This is a genomic window from Polynucleobacter sp. 31A-FELB (assembly GCF_018882405.1).
Lineage (GTDB): Bacteria > Pseudomonadota > Gammaproteobacteria > Burkholderiales > Burkholderiaceae > Polynucleobacter.
The window spans coordinates 128209-141060 of sequence record NZ_JACVOO010000005.1 but is presented as its reverse complement, the minus strand read 5'-3'; the positions used below and the strand labels follow the sequence as shown (position 1 = coordinate 141060).

Genomic DNA, 12852 nt, shown 5'->3' with positions numbered 1-12852 from the left:
GAATATATCCACTACTACAACCATGATCGGATCAAGCAAAAACTAAAGGGATTGAGCCCGGTGCAATACCGAACTCAATCCCTTCTGGTAACCTAATCAAACTGTCCAACTTTTGTGGGTCAGTTCACTACTAAGGGCTTTTTTATTGGATTGAGATTAAATCAGCTTGCTTTGACAGCCTTTTCTAAGCACTTGGAAATTTCTTCATAGCGCTTGATAGCAATTTTGCTGGGAACCACTTCTTTTTTGCGCCCATCTTCATTCGCTGCCATCTTGATATAGCCCATGGCGCTGAGATTCTTGAGTCGCCCATGAAGGGTTGCCTGGGAGCCAAGCTCAGAAAGCGAAATCAGATCGCCTACCAAAATGGACTGTTTGGCATGAAAACTCAAAATGATTTTATCTAGAAGGCTTTCCTCAATGGAGTCGAGCTTTTTGCCAGGATTGATGCGGTCTAGAACATCAATCAGGTTCAAAAATCGAATGTAGCAAGAAGACTTAATTGTGGACATGGCTTTATCTTGTTGTTAGAAGCTATTAGCCTCAGGGTTAATCTCAGTATATTCCCTAATTCATGGGCTGTTAGTATGAGGGAATATTACAAAAATAACCATGCTGGCAGTCATGAAAAGAATATTCTCGGAATCGACGACAGGCTTTCTGGTTAGCATTTTCTTTTATACGACCCTGTTTTACCTCAACGATTGGCTTACAAGTCACCTGACATTTGGTCTAGGGGTGAACTGGATCTATCTACCTGCTGGGCTTCGTTTATTTCTTACCCTCATATTTGGTTTACCAGGTGCCTTAGGGATTGCGTTCGCATCCTTTTTTATTAGTTATTTAGGGCCATTCCCCCATGAGATCACAGCTTGTGTTGGTGTTGGGTTCATATCAGGCTTTGCTCCGTACTTAGCAACAATTTTTGTATTGAGTAATCTCAAGATCTCGCCCACTCTGAGTAACTTGAGTTTGCCTAAACTAGCAATCTGCACTCTGATCTACGCAGCTCTAAGTGCTGGCTTACATCAATGTTGGTTTGCGATCCGGGGTCTGGATGAGACCGGAAGCTTTAATCACTTCTTAGTGATGCTAATTGGTGATGTACTTGGCACAATCGTACTTGTTGGACTAATTAAAGTCGGGCTCGATTTACTCAAGCCCTCTAAGCTTGCCTAGTTAAACAGTTCGCTTAAGGCTGCGCCAGGATCACTCGCGCGCATAAATGCCTCGCCCACCAAGAATGCATTAATTTGGTGATCACGCATCAACTGCACATCGGCTCGACTCATGATGCCCGATTCAGTAACTAAGGTTTTTCCAGCTGGCACCATTGATAGCAGTGAGAGCGTGGTTTGAAGAGTCACTTCAAAAGTTTTCAGATTGCGATTATTAATTCCGAGTAGTGGGGTTTTCAATTCAAGCGCCTGCTCTAGCTCAGGAGCGTTATGCACCTCAACCAGAACATCTAATCCCAGCTCATGCGCACAGGCTTCTAACTCTTTCATTTGATTGAGCTCTAAACAAGCCACAATGAGCAAAATAGCATCGGCACCAATCGCTCTAGCTTCATAGACTTGATAAGGATCGATCGTAAAGTCTTTGCGTAAAACTGGAATGCTGCACGCAGCTCTTGCAGCTTGAAGGTAAGCATTCGCTCCCTGGAAATAATCTTTATCCGTGAGAACAGATAAGCAGGCTGCGCCATTTTTTTCATAAGACTGAGCAATCTCGGCCGGCTGAAAATTTTCTCGCAAGATTCCTTTGCTGGGGCTCGCTTTTTTAATCTCGGTAATCACACCAGCTTTACCTGCCGCAATCTTATTTTCGATAGATTGAATAAAACCCCGAGGCTTCAAGAGCGGATCGCGATTGTTTTCTTCAGCCTGATCGCGTTGATTCGCTAAAGAGATTTTTTTTAAATCAGCGGCAACCTCAATTTTTTTGGTGGCAACAATTTTATCGAGGATATCGCTCATGAAGATCTTAATTAGTTTTGGGTTGCTGCTACAAATTGGTCCAGCTTTTGACGGGCAGCACCAGAAGCAATGGCTGCTTGAGCCATCTGAATGCCGCTAGCAATGCTTGGTGCTACATCGGCTACATATAAAACTGCTCCGGCATTGAGGCAAACAATGTCACTCGCTGGGCCAGATTTTTTATTGAGTACATCTAAAACAATGGCTTTGGATTCTTCAGCATCAGCCACCTTAAAGCTATTGGTAGGCGCGGTATTTAGGCCAAAGTCTTTTGGATGAATTTCGTATTCGCGGACCTGGCCATCTTTCAGTTCGCCTACGAGGGTAGGGCCTTCAAGAGAGATTTCATCTAGACCATCGCGACCATAAACTACCAATGCATGATCCATGCCCATGGCCTGCAGTACGCGCGCCTGAATGCCTACCAAGTCAGCATGAAATACGCCCATCAAGATGCGCTTGGCATCTGCTGGGTTAGTAAGAGGACCTAAGATATTAAAAATCGTACGTACACCCAAATCTTTGCGAATTGGCACAACATTCTTCATTGCAGGATGATGGTTTGGGGCAAACATAAAGCCAGCCCCAACTTCTGAAATACATTTGGCGACTTGCTCTGGTGAGAGTGACAGTTTTACGCCTAGCGACTCCAGAATATCTGCGCTTCCAGATTTGCTGCTGACGCTGCGATTGCCATGCTTGGCAATTTTTGCACCGGCCGCTGCCGCGACAAACATCGCAGCAGTAGAAATATTGAAAGTATGGGCGCCATCGCCACCAGTGCCCACTACATCCACTAAATTTTTTCTATCTTCGACGTGTACTGGTGTCGCAAACTCACGCATCACTTGAGCAGCTGCCGCGATCTCGCCAACAGTCTCTTTTTTAGTGCGTAGGGCGACTAGTAGGCCAGCTACTAAAGTTGGCGGCATCTCACCACTCATGATGAGACGCATCATTGCTGTCATCTCATCATGAAAAAGTTCACGATGTTCAATACAACGTTGTAGTGCTTGCTGAGGCGTAATAGGCATGGGGATCGAGTTAATGCTTTTGAGTTATTTGGCTTGCAAGAAATTCTTCAAGAGTGCATGGCCATGTTCAGAAAGAATCGATTCTGGATGGAATTGCACACCCTCTACTGCCAGTTCTTTATGGCGCACGCCCATGATTTCACCATCGGAAGAAGTGGCCGTGACTTCAAGAACTGCGGGTAATGAACTCTTCTCAATCGCGAGGGAGTGATAGCGAGTTACTTTAAATGGGTTTGGTAAATCTTTGAAAACGCCAACACCAGTATGGTGAATATCATCCGTCTTGCCGTGCATGACTTTCTGGGCGCGAATAATCTTGCCGCCAAATGCTTCACCAATCGCTTGGTGTCCAAGACAGACGCCGAGGATAGGAATCTGTCCGGCATAGCGCTGAATCGTGGCTACAGAAATCCCCGCTTCAGCTGGACTACATGGTCCAGGTGAAATACAAATGCGCGCAGGATTGATTTTGGCAATCTCATCAACGGAAATTTCATCATTTCGGAAAACTTTGACCTCTTCACCAAGCTCCGCAAAATACTGAACGAGGTTATAGGTAAATGAATCGTAGTTATCAATCATGAGGAGCATCGAGTCCTCCTTGTACTAAATCAGCCGCCATTAATACTGCTCGGGCTTTGGCTTCGGTTTCTTTCCACTCGGCAGTAGGGTCGGAATCTGCAACTACACCAGCGCCAGCCTGAGAATGCAGTACGCCATCACGAATCACGCCAGTGCGAATCGCAATTGCCACATCCATATCTCCAGAGAAGGAGAGGTAGCCTACTGCGCCACCATAGACACCACGTTTCACAATTTCCATCTCATCAATAATTTCCATCGCCCGAATTTTTGGCGCACCGGATAATGTGCCAGCTGGGAAGGTTGCGCGCAGAACATCCATATTGCTCATATTGTCTAGCAATTCACCTTCGACCGAACTAACAATATGTTGTACATGAGAATACTTTTCGATCGACATCGAATCGGTCACCTTGACGGTGCCCGTCTTTGCAATACGACCCACATCGTTGCGCGCTAGGTCAATCAACATGACGTGCTCAGCAATTTCTTTTGGATCGGCAAGCAATTCGGTGGCAAGACGCTCATCTTCTTCAGGTGTAGCGCCACGAGGGCGTGTGCCAGCTAGTGGGCGAATCGTCACAATCTTTTGGCTCTCACGTTGTTCTTGGCGTACCAAAATCTCTGGTGATGACCCTACTACTTGCAAGTCACCAAAGTCATAGAAGTACATGTAGGGGGATGGATTCAAAGATCGCAACGCACGATACAGAGCGAGCGGTGATTCTGTGAATGGTTTGCTGATGCGTTGACCGATTACTACCTGCATACAATCGCCAGCCAAAATATATTCTTTAGTTTTAAGAACGGCATTTTCAAAATCAGCCGCTTTGAACTTGCGTACCAATTCTGTTTTGGTGCTTGGTAATGACGCTGGCATGCTCACCGGTTTGCTTAGGCAAGCAAGTAATTCTTTTAATCGAGCTTGACCCTTTTCAAAACTATCGGCAACACTAGGGTCTGCATAGACGATTAAGTAAATACGACCTGCAACGTTATCAACCACTGCCAACTCTTCGGTGAGCATCAATTGAATATCAGGCACACCTAACTCATCTGGCAGATTATGCTTAGCCAAACGGGATTCGATGTAGCGAACCGTGTCATAACCAAAGTAGCCAGCAAGCCCACCACAGAAGCGCGGGAGGCCAGGTTGCACAGCTACTTTGAATCGTTTGAAATAGGCGTCTACAAAATCCAATGGGTTGTCATGATTAGTTTCAATCACTTTGTCATTAAAGAGGACTTCAGTCAGTGGCGCATCTGGAGTGCCAACGGTTCTTAAAACAGTTTTAGCGGGCAGACCGATAAAAGAGAAGCGACCAAAGCGCTCACCACCTAGAACAGACTCCAGCAAATAAGTATTTTTTTGTCCAAAAGCTTGAGTGAGCTTGACGTACAGCGATAGAGGCGTCTCTAAGTCAGCTAGCACTTCTTTTACTAACGGAATGCGATTGAAACCCTGTTTTGCTAGGGCAAGAAATTCTTGGCGCTGCATTATGACTTTCCTGACGTCGCTAGTTCTGCGCGCATCGCTTTAATCACATCGGCATAATTTTCTTTGCCAAAGATTGCAGAGCCTGCAACAAATGTATCTGCACCAGCTTTAGCTACTTCTGCAATATTGTCGACTTTAATACCACCATCAACTTCAAGTCGAATATGGCGACCTGTTTCTTGTTGGTGGCGATCTAAGCGTGCGCGTACCTGCGCAATCTTATTGAGAGTGCTTGGAATAAACGACTGACCACCAAAGCCTGGGTTCACTGACATCAATAAAACCAGATCAAGTAATTCAAGCGTGTGATCGAGGTGATCAAGTGGAGTGGCAGGATTTAAAACTAAGCCAGCTTGACAACCTTGATCGCGAATCAAATTAATTGTGCGGTTCACATGAGGACTTGCCTCTGGATGAAAGCTAATCAGGTTTGCACCCGCTTTTGCAAAGTCTGGAACGAGGCGGTCTACCGGCTCAACCATTAAATGAACATCAATCATCGCTGGCTTGCCATCTTTTGTTGCGTGTGGGCGAATCGCCTCGCAAACTAAAGGTCCAATAGTGAGGTTCGGAACGTAATGGTTGTCCATCACATCAAAGTGAATCCAGTCGGCACCCGCCAAGAGAACATCTTGAACTTCTTTGCCTAGGCAGGCAAAGTCAGCCGACAAAATGGAGGGGGCGATGACAAACTGGCTATTTGAGGGTGATTTCTGGCTATCCATCCCTAGATTCTAGCTTGCAGTTGGGCTTAGGATGGAGCAGAATTCGAGCATGAATCCTCATGAAATCAGCATTACGGTCAAAACCCAGTATTTGTCCGACCAGTCTGACCCCGATAACCGCCAATTTGCGTTTGCTTATACCGTCACCATCCGAAATACGGGTACGGCCAGCATTCAGCTTATTGCTCGTCATTGGTTCATCACTGACGGGGACAATGATGTCCAGGAAGTCCGTGGCTTGGGGGTTGTAGGGCAACAACCGCTTCTACGGGCGGGTGAGCAGTTCGAGTACACCAGCTGGGCTACTTTGCCGACGCCAGCAGGAACCATGCGTGGTGAGTACTTCTGCGTAACTGAAGAGGCTCAGTTTTTCCAAGCCCCAATTCCTGAATTTGCCTTGGTAATGCCAAGAACCTTGCATTGAGTCCTGAAGCAAACCCTATTTTTTACCCTTACCAGTCCAAAGGACAATAAAGAGCAGGAGGGCTAAAGCGATGCCTCCCTCAACAGCAAACAGGATCATTGGGTATTCATCGAGTAAATTGGCAATCATGATTTCTATATCCAAATTAATAAGTCGCGAGAATCCTTCGCGAATCCTTGTCTGCAGTGTATTCGTAATCAGCATTGCCAGCTTATTAGCCGCTTGCTCTACCCCCTCTACTCGTGGATCTGGCTACCGATCTGGCGGTAGCGCCCCATCTTCCTATACCTCCTCGATTGCCAGCTTTAGATCAGTTTCATGGCAAGACTTGCCTGGCTGGCAAGAGGATGATTTAACGCAGGCTTGGCCAGCTTGGCTCAAAAGTTGTGATGCCCTACGCAAACGTAATAGTGAAATTAATTGGCGCCAGGCATGTGCTCAGGCCAGTAGCGTTTCAGGCCGTGACGGACGTGCAATTCGCCAATATTTTGAGGGAAATTTTCAGGCATATGAGGTGCGTAACAGCGCTACTGGCAATGAATCCGGTCTTATCACTGGGTATTACGAGCCGGTCATGAATGGCTCCCAGACCCGCACGGCCACTTACTCTGTACCTTTATATGGCTTGCCAGCTGCGTGGAAGACCTCAAAGCCAAATCCTGCACCCCCACGCGCAGAGTTGATGAGTTCTGGGGTACTGCGTGGCTCTGAAATTGCTTGGGTGCAAGATCCTGTCGCCGCTGCGTTTATGCAAATTCAGGGCTCTGGAAAAATTCGTTTGGAAGATGGGCGCGTATTACGGCTCGGCTATGCCGGCACCAATGATCAGCCATTTAAGTCATTTGCGCAGTGGTTGCTAGACCGTAAGGAAATCACACGGAGCGAGGCAACGATGCAAGGCATATCTGCTTGGGCTAAGCGCAATCCTGGACGTGTAGAGGAGATGTTCAACGCCAATCCACGCTTCGTGTTCTTCAAAGAGCTTCCTGGGAATGTCAGCGCAGATCTTGGCCCTAATGGCGCCTTGGGAGTGCCTTTAACTGCCGAGCGAAGCATTGCTATTGATTTGAAGGCCATGCCCTTAGGCGCCCCAGTATTTTTGAGTACAACTAGGCCCTTAAGTAGTCAGGCATTACAGAAGTTGGTGATGGCCCAGGATACGGGCAAGGCCATTGTGGGTGGGGTGCGAGCGGATTACTATTGGGGATCAGGGGATTCTGCAGGTGAATTAGCTGGACGCATGAAACAAGATGGCAAGATGTGGTTATTGTTGCCGCGCTGAACCAATCTATTTTTGAAAGAAATCGATGACTTACAACACCATATTGACTGAAGTGGATGGCAAAGTTGCCGTCATTACTCTCAATCGCCCGCAAGTATTAAATGCCCTAAATGACGAGTTAATGGATGAGCTGGGTGCTGCGCTGTTGAGCTTTGATGCTGACGACAATATTGGTTGCATCATTGTTACCGGTAGTGAAAAAGCATTTGCTGCTGGTGCAGATATTGCAGCGATGGCGAAGTATGGATTCGCTGATGTTTATCGCGGCGACTTTATCTCTCGTAATTGGGAGGAGATGAAAAAAGTACGCAAGCCAGTGATCGCAGCAGTTTCTGGCTACGCTCTTGGTGGCGGATGTGAATTGGCGATGATGTGCGACACCATCATGGCAGCTGACAGTGCTAAGTTTGCACAGCCAGAAGTTAAGTTAGGAATCATTCCTGGCGCTGGTGGTACGCAGCGTTTACCGCGCGCTGTTTCCAAAGCAAAGGCAATGGACTTGGCTTTAACAGGTCGCATGATGGATGCTGCTGAAGCGGAGCGCTCAGGCCTTGTTGCTCGCATTTTTCCTCAAGCGGATTTGCTAAAAGAAGTTAAAGCGATTGCTAAGACGATTGCAGACATGCCATTGCTGACTGCAATGATGGTGAAAGAAGCAATTAATACTGCTTATGAAACTACGCTTTCAGAAGGCATTCATTTTGAGCGTCGTTTATTCCACTCTTGTTTTGCGACCAATGATCAAAAAGAAGGTATGGCAGCTTTTATGGAAAAGCGTCCAGCTCAATTTACGAACTCCTAAAAAATTAGCTCTCGAAGTAGATTATTTTTCTAGGTAGCGTTGAGCTAGCTTGACCCAGTAGCTCACGCCAACAGGGATCAATGCGTCATTGAAGTCATAAGAAGGATTATGTAGATGGCATGGACCCATGCCATGACCTACTGCGCGGTGATCGCCATCACCGTTGCCTAGGAACACATAGCAACCAGGCTTCTCCAACAGCATGAATGCAAAGTCTTCTGCGCCCATCGTGGGATCAATTGAGGTATTGACGTTTTGTATCCCAACCAATTCACTCATGACATCGCTTGCGAAGTCTACTTCTTTGTCATGATTAATGAGTGGGGGATAGTTGCGAGAAAAACTCACTTCTGCTTGACAGTCAAATGCACTGGAGACGTTGTGAGAGATTTCTCTCAAACGTTGCTCTATTAAATCCAATACTTCTATCGTGAATGTGCGAACGGTTCCACCGATAAATGCACTATCCGGAATGACATTACTCGTCTCGCCTGCATGAAACTGCGTAACTGATAACACCGCTGCATCTACTGGACGCTTGTTTCGGGTAATGATGCTTTGTAGTGCTTGGACAACTTGAGCTCCTGTTAGAACGGGGTCAGCACTGTTGTGTGGCAAAGCAGCATGTCCACCTTTGCCGCGGATAGTGATTTCAAACGTATTGCTTGAAGCCATCATCGGACCAGAGGTCACACCAAAATGGCCTTCGGCAAGTCCTGGCCAGTTGTGCAAACCAAAGACAGCATCGCAAGGAAATTGCTTAAATAACCCATCGTTAATCATTTCTTGCGCGCCAGCACCACCTTCTTCAGCTGGCTGAAAAATAAAAATGACTGAGCCTTTGAAGTCGCGATGATTAGATAAATATTGGGCGGCACCTAAGAGCATTGCAGTGTGACCATCATGGCCACAGGCATGCATCTTGCCGGGATTCTTTGAAGTGTGTTCAAAGGTATTGTGTTCTTGTAGAGGTAGCGCATCCATATCGGCACGCAAGCCAATCATCTTACCTTGGCCTAAGTCGCCATCAAGCTTGCCAACAACCCCTGTTTTTCCAAGGCCGCGGAATACCGAAATTCCCCAGCTTGAAAGCGCTTCTGCTACCAGGTCGGAAGTACGATTTTCTTCAAAGCGCAATTCTGGATGTGCATGAATATTGCGTCGAATCTCTTGAATGGCTGATGCGGAGTCGATGATTTCTGGAAGTAATCGCATAGCTTCATCTTATCTGAATTTACTCAGGCAGTTTTATGTGCTCCGCAGCAAATCGTAAGGCCTCTATGGAGTAGGGGGCATTCTCGGGCTTTTGAAGCTGCTTAGGAAGAGTAGGAATGACACCTAAAAATGGCGCAAAAATTCGGTCTTTTAGGGTTTGAATATTTTCTTCTAAATTAGGCATTTCCTCAGAAAGCGTGTTCGCTACCCAGCCGGCAATCGTCAACTGGCGCGACACAATTGCTTCACAAGTGAGTAAGGCGTGATTAATGCAGCCTAAACGCATACCGACTACAAGGATGACTGGTAAATCCATTGCCTGAGCTAGATCACCTAAATCTTCCTGCTCATTTAGAGGAACCAAAAATCCGCCCGCGCCTTCAACAACGACCACCTCAAATTGTTGACTCAGGGAATGTAAATCACTCAAGATGATGGAGGAGTCTAGATAAATATTATTTTTCTTGGCAACAAGGTGTGGGGCAGCTGCCTCATCTAAAACATAGGGACAGAGGCTTTGCTCCTGAGAATCCAATCCTGATGCGATTCTTAATGTTTCTAGGTCTTCATTCAGTTTCTGACCACGGGAGTCAATGTAGGTGCCGGCCACTACAGGTTTAAAACCAATTGCGCCGATGCCCGCCTCTCTTAGTTTGAGAATAAGTGCACCGCTAAGCAAGGTTTTGCCAACTTCCGTATCGGTGCCGGTGACAAAGAAACCAGCAGGGGTATTAATTGTCATAACTTACTTTCTACAGTTTGCTCAATGATCTTCAATGCCTGAATCAACTCACGTAAGTCATTAACACTATGGTTTGCAGAAAAAGTAATACGCAGGCGAGAAGTGCCAACAGGAACGGTGGGCGGACGGATTGCTGGAATCCAAAAACCCGCTTCATCCAAGAGTTTAGCTACAGCCAATGCATTGGCATTGCTTCCTAAAATGACGGGCTGAATTGGGGTGGATGAAGGGGTTTTTTCCCAGTTTGAGAAAGTCATCTCTTCGTTCCAGATCTGAATCAGTTCATTTAGTTTTTTACGACGAGCAATGCCTTCATCGCCCTCGATCAATGCAAGGCTACTGAGTAAGGTGTGGGCAATCGCCGGTGGTGTAGCCGTGCTGTAAATGTAGGGGCGTCCCTTTTGGATAAGCCACTCAATAAAAGGTGAGGCAGCGCAAATAAATGCGCCACTAACGCCAGCCGCTTTACCAAGTGTGCCGACATAAATGATTCGCTCTGAATGCACTCCTGCTTGCTCCAAAATACCGTGGCCTTGTTCGCCGAGCACGCCAAATCCATGAGCGTCATCCACCATCAACAAGGCATCGTATTGTTCAGCAATGTGCAGGAGTTTTTCTACGGGCGCGATATCCCCATCCATGCTGAATACGCCATCGACCACAATCAACTTGAGAGGGTGGGTATCTTGACTTAGAGATTCCTCTAGAGAGCTGAGGTTTTGGTGATCAAACAAAGTCACCTTCGCTTTAGTTTGTGCGCTAGCTAAGCGAACACCATCAATCAAAGAGGCGTGATTGAGTTTGGCTGAATAAATACTCGCTTGCCCTTGTTCGGCCAGTCTGGAAATTCCAGTAATGGCGTTGATGTTTGCGAGATAGCCAGTGCTAAAGAACAGTGCTCTTGCATTGGGAATGTGCTTTTCCTCGCAGGCGGCCAATTTTTTTTCAAGCAAGTCATGTGCAATGCTGTGACCGCTAATTAAGTGTGATGCGCCGCTCCCAACCCCATACAGGTTTGCACCTTCCGCAAGCGCAGCAACTAACTTAGGGTGGTTAGCTAAACCTAGGTAGTCATTGCTACAAAACGCTTTAAGTTCTCGTTTGCCAACACGGGTCTTGGTGTCACAGGGAGATTCGGTGGTACGTAGTTTGCGTTTAAGTAGCTGCTCATCTAGGTCCGCAATCTGGTGCTCAGCCATATCGCGCGCTTTAAAGTTTGCACTCATGCCAACACCTGATTGAGTGCGCGTTGAACGGATGCACCCATTTGCATCGCTTCCTCTGAAGAGAGGATGTATGGCGGCATTACATAAATCGTATTGCCAATTGGTCTAATAAGAATGCCTTCTACCATGCTTGCTGAAAACATGTCTCGTGAAAACCTAGCTGAATTTTTTAGTGCTGCGAGTTTGATATCAAACGCTAGGATCATGCCTTGCTGGCGCCAATGTTCGATGCGAGGATCTACTTTTGCCCAAGCAAATGCATTGGCAAGATCTTTGCTGCGTTCAAGATTTTTTTCAAGAACAGATTCAGTTTCAAAAATTTCTAAACACGCAAGCGCTGCAGCGCATGCTAATGGATTGCCCGTATAGGAATGCGAGTGTAAGAAGCCTTGTTGCATTTGATCGCCATAAAAGGCGCGATAAATTTTGTCAGTTGTCATGGAGAGTGACAGCGGAAGATAGCCGCCACTGATGCCTTTAGACAGTGTTAAGAAGTCCGGCCAAATTCCCGCATGTTCGCAAGCAAAAAACTTGCCCGATCGACCGCATCCCACTGCGATCTCATCGGCGATGAGGTGAACGTTATAGCGATCGCAGAGTAAGCGTACTAAGCGTAAATATTCTGGTGAGTACATCGCCATTTGTCCTGCGCATTGAACGAGTGGTTCAACAATGATGGCAGCAATATGATGATGCTCTGCTTCTAGTAGAGTCGCTAATTTTTTTGCGGCTTGTCTAGCAACATCATCAGCACTTTCACCGGACTTTGCTTTACGTGCATCAGGTGAAGGCACAGTAAAAACATCTTGTAAAAGTGAGCCGTAAGCTTCACGAAATATTGCAACGTCAGTCACCGCTAATGCGCCTAAGGTTTCACCGTGATAACCATTTTCTAAGCAGACGAATTTTTTCTTTTGCGGTTGATTATTCAGACGCCAAAAGTGATGACTCATCTTCAAAGCAATCTCTACTGCAGAGGCGCCATCAGACGCAAAAAAAACGTGACCCAAATGACCTTGAGTTAAGGCGGACAGTTTCTCGGAAAGCTCTACTACGGGTGGGTGCGTAAATCCGGCGAGCATCACATGCTCAATTTTTTCAAGCTGATTAGTAATGGCTTTGTTGATGCGTGGATTGGAGTGGCCAAACAGATTGGTCCACCAAGAACTAATGCAATCGAGTAGCGCATTTTCTTTGTCGTCAAAGAGCCAAGCACCCTTACCCTTAGTAATGGCAATCAAAGGCAATGACTCGTGATGCTTCATCTGAGTGCAGGGGTGCCAAACGGCATCTAGGCTGCGATCAACCAGTGAGGTTTGATTTGGATCAGAAATAAGCTTCAT

At 46.6% G+C, this 12852-nt stretch carries 15 protein-coding genes; 5 read left to right on the top strand and 10 right to left on the bottom strand.

The genetic code is table 11. From position 1 onward, the window contains the following. On the top strand, window positions 1–96 hold a 96-nt coding region (locus ICN30_RS05095; RefSeq protein ID WP_216217816.1), incomplete at its 5' end, for an IS3 family transposase. A 65-nt stretch (window positions 97–161) separates the two neighbouring features. On the opposite strand, the gene ICN30_RS05090 is transcribed toward ICN30_RS05095, so the two are convergent. Next, the gene (locus ICN30_RS05090) at window positions 162–512 is read right to left on the bottom strand and encodes a hypothetical protein (RefSeq protein ID WP_216273700.1); all 351 of its coding nucleotides are present in this window, start codon (window positions 510–512) and stop codon (window positions 162–164) included. A gap of 112 nt (window positions 513–624) precedes the next feature. On the opposite strand from ICN30_RS05090, the gene ICN30_RS05085 reads away from it, so the two are divergent. Beyond that, on the top strand, window positions 625–1179 hold the full coding sequence (locus ICN30_RS05085) for a hypothetical protein (protein ID WP_216273697.1): 555 nt from the start codon (window positions 625–627) through the stop codon (window positions 1177–1179). Here the strand turns inward: ICN30_RS05085 and trpC are convergent. The 5 genes from trpC to rpe are packed head-to-tail and all read right to left on the bottom strand — an operon-like array spanning window position 1176 to window position 5818. After that, entirely contained in the window at window positions 1176–1979 is an 804-nt protein-coding gene (trpC, locus tag ICN30_RS05080; RefSeq protein WP_216273695.1) for an indole-3-glycerol phosphate synthase TrpC, read from the bottom strand. The genes ICN30_RS05085 and trpC overlap by 4 nt on opposite strands. A gap of 11 nt (window positions 1980–1990) precedes the next feature. Further along, window positions 1991–3013, bottom strand: a complete 1023-nt coding sequence (gene trpD / locus ICN30_RS05075; RefSeq protein ID WP_216273693.1) for an anthranilate phosphoribosyltransferase — start codon at window positions 3011–3013, stop codon at window positions 1991–1993. Window positions 3014–3037: 24 nt separating this feature from the next. Next, window positions 3038–3604: an aminodeoxychorismate/anthranilate synthase component II gene (locus ICN30_RS05070; RefSeq protein ID WP_216229487.1), complete on the bottom strand. Its 567-nt coding sequence runs from the start codon at window positions 3602–3604 to the stop codon at window positions 3038–3040. After that, window positions 3588–5093 carry an anthranilate synthase component I gene (trpE, locus tag ICN30_RS05065; protein WP_216273691.1) on the bottom strand — a complete coding sequence of 502 codons (1506 nt, stop codon included), beginning with the start codon at window positions 5091–5093 and terminating at the stop codon, window positions 3588–3590. Before trpE ends, ICN30_RS05070 begins: the two co-directional genes overlap by 17 nt. Beyond that, complete coding sequence (gene rpe, locus ICN30_RS05060) at window positions 5093–5818, bottom strand: ribulose-phosphate 3-epimerase (protein ID WP_216273689.1); 726 nt, start codon at window positions 5816–5818, stop codon at window positions 5093–5095. The genes trpE and rpe overlap by 1 nt, the downstream gene beginning before the upstream one ends. 49 nt (window positions 5819–5867) lie before the next feature. Here rpe and apaG point away from each other — a divergent pair, with 49 nt between their 5' ends. From apaG to ICN30_RS05045, 3 genes are all read left to right on the top strand, one after another. Next, window positions 5868–6242, top strand: a complete 375-nt coding sequence (apaG, locus tag ICN30_RS05055) for a Co2+/Mg2+ efflux protein ApaG (RefSeq protein WP_215334225.1) — start codon at window positions 5868–5870, stop codon at window positions 6240–6242. Window positions 6243–6369: 127 nt separating this feature from the next. Beyond that, window positions 6370–7524 carry a murein transglycosylase A gene (locus ICN30_RS05050; RefSeq protein WP_216273688.1) on the top strand — a complete coding sequence of 385 codons (1155 nt, stop codon included), beginning with the start codon at window positions 6370–6372 and terminating at the stop codon, window positions 7522–7524. Between the two features lie 25 nt (window positions 7525–7549). Further along, window positions 7550–8326, top strand: coding sequence for an enoyl-CoA hydratase (locus tag ICN30_RS05045; protein WP_216273687.1), 777 nt, complete (start codon window positions 7550–7552; stop codon window positions 8324–8326). A 21-nt stretch (window positions 8327–8347) separates the two neighbouring features. Here the strand turns inward: ICN30_RS05045 and ICN30_RS05040 are convergent, their stop codons facing one another. The 4 genes from ICN30_RS05040 to bioA are packed head-to-tail and all read right to left on the bottom strand — an operon-like array spanning window position 8348 to window position 12852. Then, a complete protein-coding gene (locus tag ICN30_RS05040; RefSeq protein ID WP_216273686.1) occupies window positions 8348–9541 on the bottom strand; it encodes a M20 aminoacylase family protein in 1194 nt (397 codons plus the stop codon). Window positions 9542–9560: 19 nt separating this feature from the next. Continuing rightward, window positions 9561–10283 (bottom strand): dethiobiotin synthase, encoded by a 723-nt coding sequence (bioD, locus tag ICN30_RS05035; protein ID WP_216863394.1) that lies wholly within the window; start codon window positions 10281–10283, stop codon window positions 9561–9563. After that, the gene (locus ICN30_RS05030; RefSeq protein ID WP_216273685.1) at window positions 10280–11509 is read right to left on the bottom strand and encodes an 8-amino-7-oxononanoate synthase; all 1230 of its coding nucleotides are present in this window, start codon (window positions 11507–11509) and stop codon (window positions 10280–10282) included. Before ICN30_RS05030 ends, bioD begins: the two co-directional genes overlap by 4 nt. Then, window positions 11506–12852, bottom strand: coding sequence for an adenosylmethionine--8-amino-7-oxononanoate transaminase (gene bioA / locus ICN30_RS05025; protein WP_216273683.1), 1347 nt, complete (start codon window positions 12850–12852; stop codon window positions 11506–11508). Before bioA ends, ICN30_RS05030 begins: the two co-directional genes overlap by 4 nt.

Excerpts from the sequence above, each read along its gene's own strand:
- ICN30_RS05090 (WP_216273700.1), bottom strand. The coding sequence starts at position 512 with ATGTCCACAATTAAGTCTTCTTGCTACATTCGATTTTTGAACCTGATT.
- ICN30_RS05040 (WP_216273686.1), bottom strand. The coding sequence starts at position 9,541 with ATGCGATTACTTCCAGAAATCATCGACTCCGCATCAGCCATTCAAGAG.
- ICN30_RS05050 (WP_216273688.1), top strand. The coding sequence starts at position 6,370 with ATGATTTCTATATCCAAATTAATAAGTCGCGAGAATCCTTCGCGAATC.
- ICN30_RS05030 (WP_216273685.1), bottom strand. The coding sequence starts at position 11,509 with ATGAGTGCAAACTTTAAAGCGCGCGATATGGCTGAGCACCAGATTGCG.
- ICN30_RS05085 (WP_216273697.1), top strand. The coding sequence starts at position 625 with ATGAAAAGAATATTCTCGGAATCGACGACAGGCTTTCTGGTTAGCATT.
- bioD (WP_216863394.1), bottom strand. The coding sequence starts at position 10,283 with ATGACAATTAATACCCCTGCTGGTTTCTTTGTCACCGGCACCGATACG.
- ICN30_RS05070 (WP_216229487.1), bottom strand. The coding sequence starts at position 3,604 with ATGCTCCTCATGATTGATAACTACGATTCATTTACCTATAACCTCGTT.
- rpe (WP_216273689.1), bottom strand. The coding sequence starts at position 5,818 with ATGGATAGCCAGAAATCACCCTCAAATAGCCAGTTTGTCATCGCCCCC.
- trpC (WP_216273695.1), bottom strand. The coding sequence starts at position 1,979 with ATGAGCGATATCCTCGATAAAATTGTTGCCACCAAAAAAATTGAGGTT.
- trpE (WP_216273691.1), bottom strand. The coding sequence starts at position 5,093 with ATGCAGCGCCAAGAATTTCTTGCCCTAGCAAAACAGGGTTTCAATCGC.
- apaG (WP_215334225.1), top strand. The coding sequence starts at position 5,868 with ATGAATCCTCATGAAATCAGCATTACGGTCAAAACCCAGTATTTGTCC.
- ICN30_RS05045 (WP_216273687.1), top strand. The coding sequence starts at position 7,550 with ATGACTTACAACACCATATTGACTGAAGTGGATGGCAAAGTTGCCGTC.
- bioA (WP_216273683.1), bottom strand. The coding sequence starts at position 12,852 with ATGAAGCTTATTTCTGATCCAAATCAAACCTCACTGGTTGATCGCAGC.
- trpD (WP_216273693.1), bottom strand. The coding sequence starts at position 3,013 with ATGCCTATTACGCCTCAGCAAGCACTACAACGTTGTATTGAACATCGT.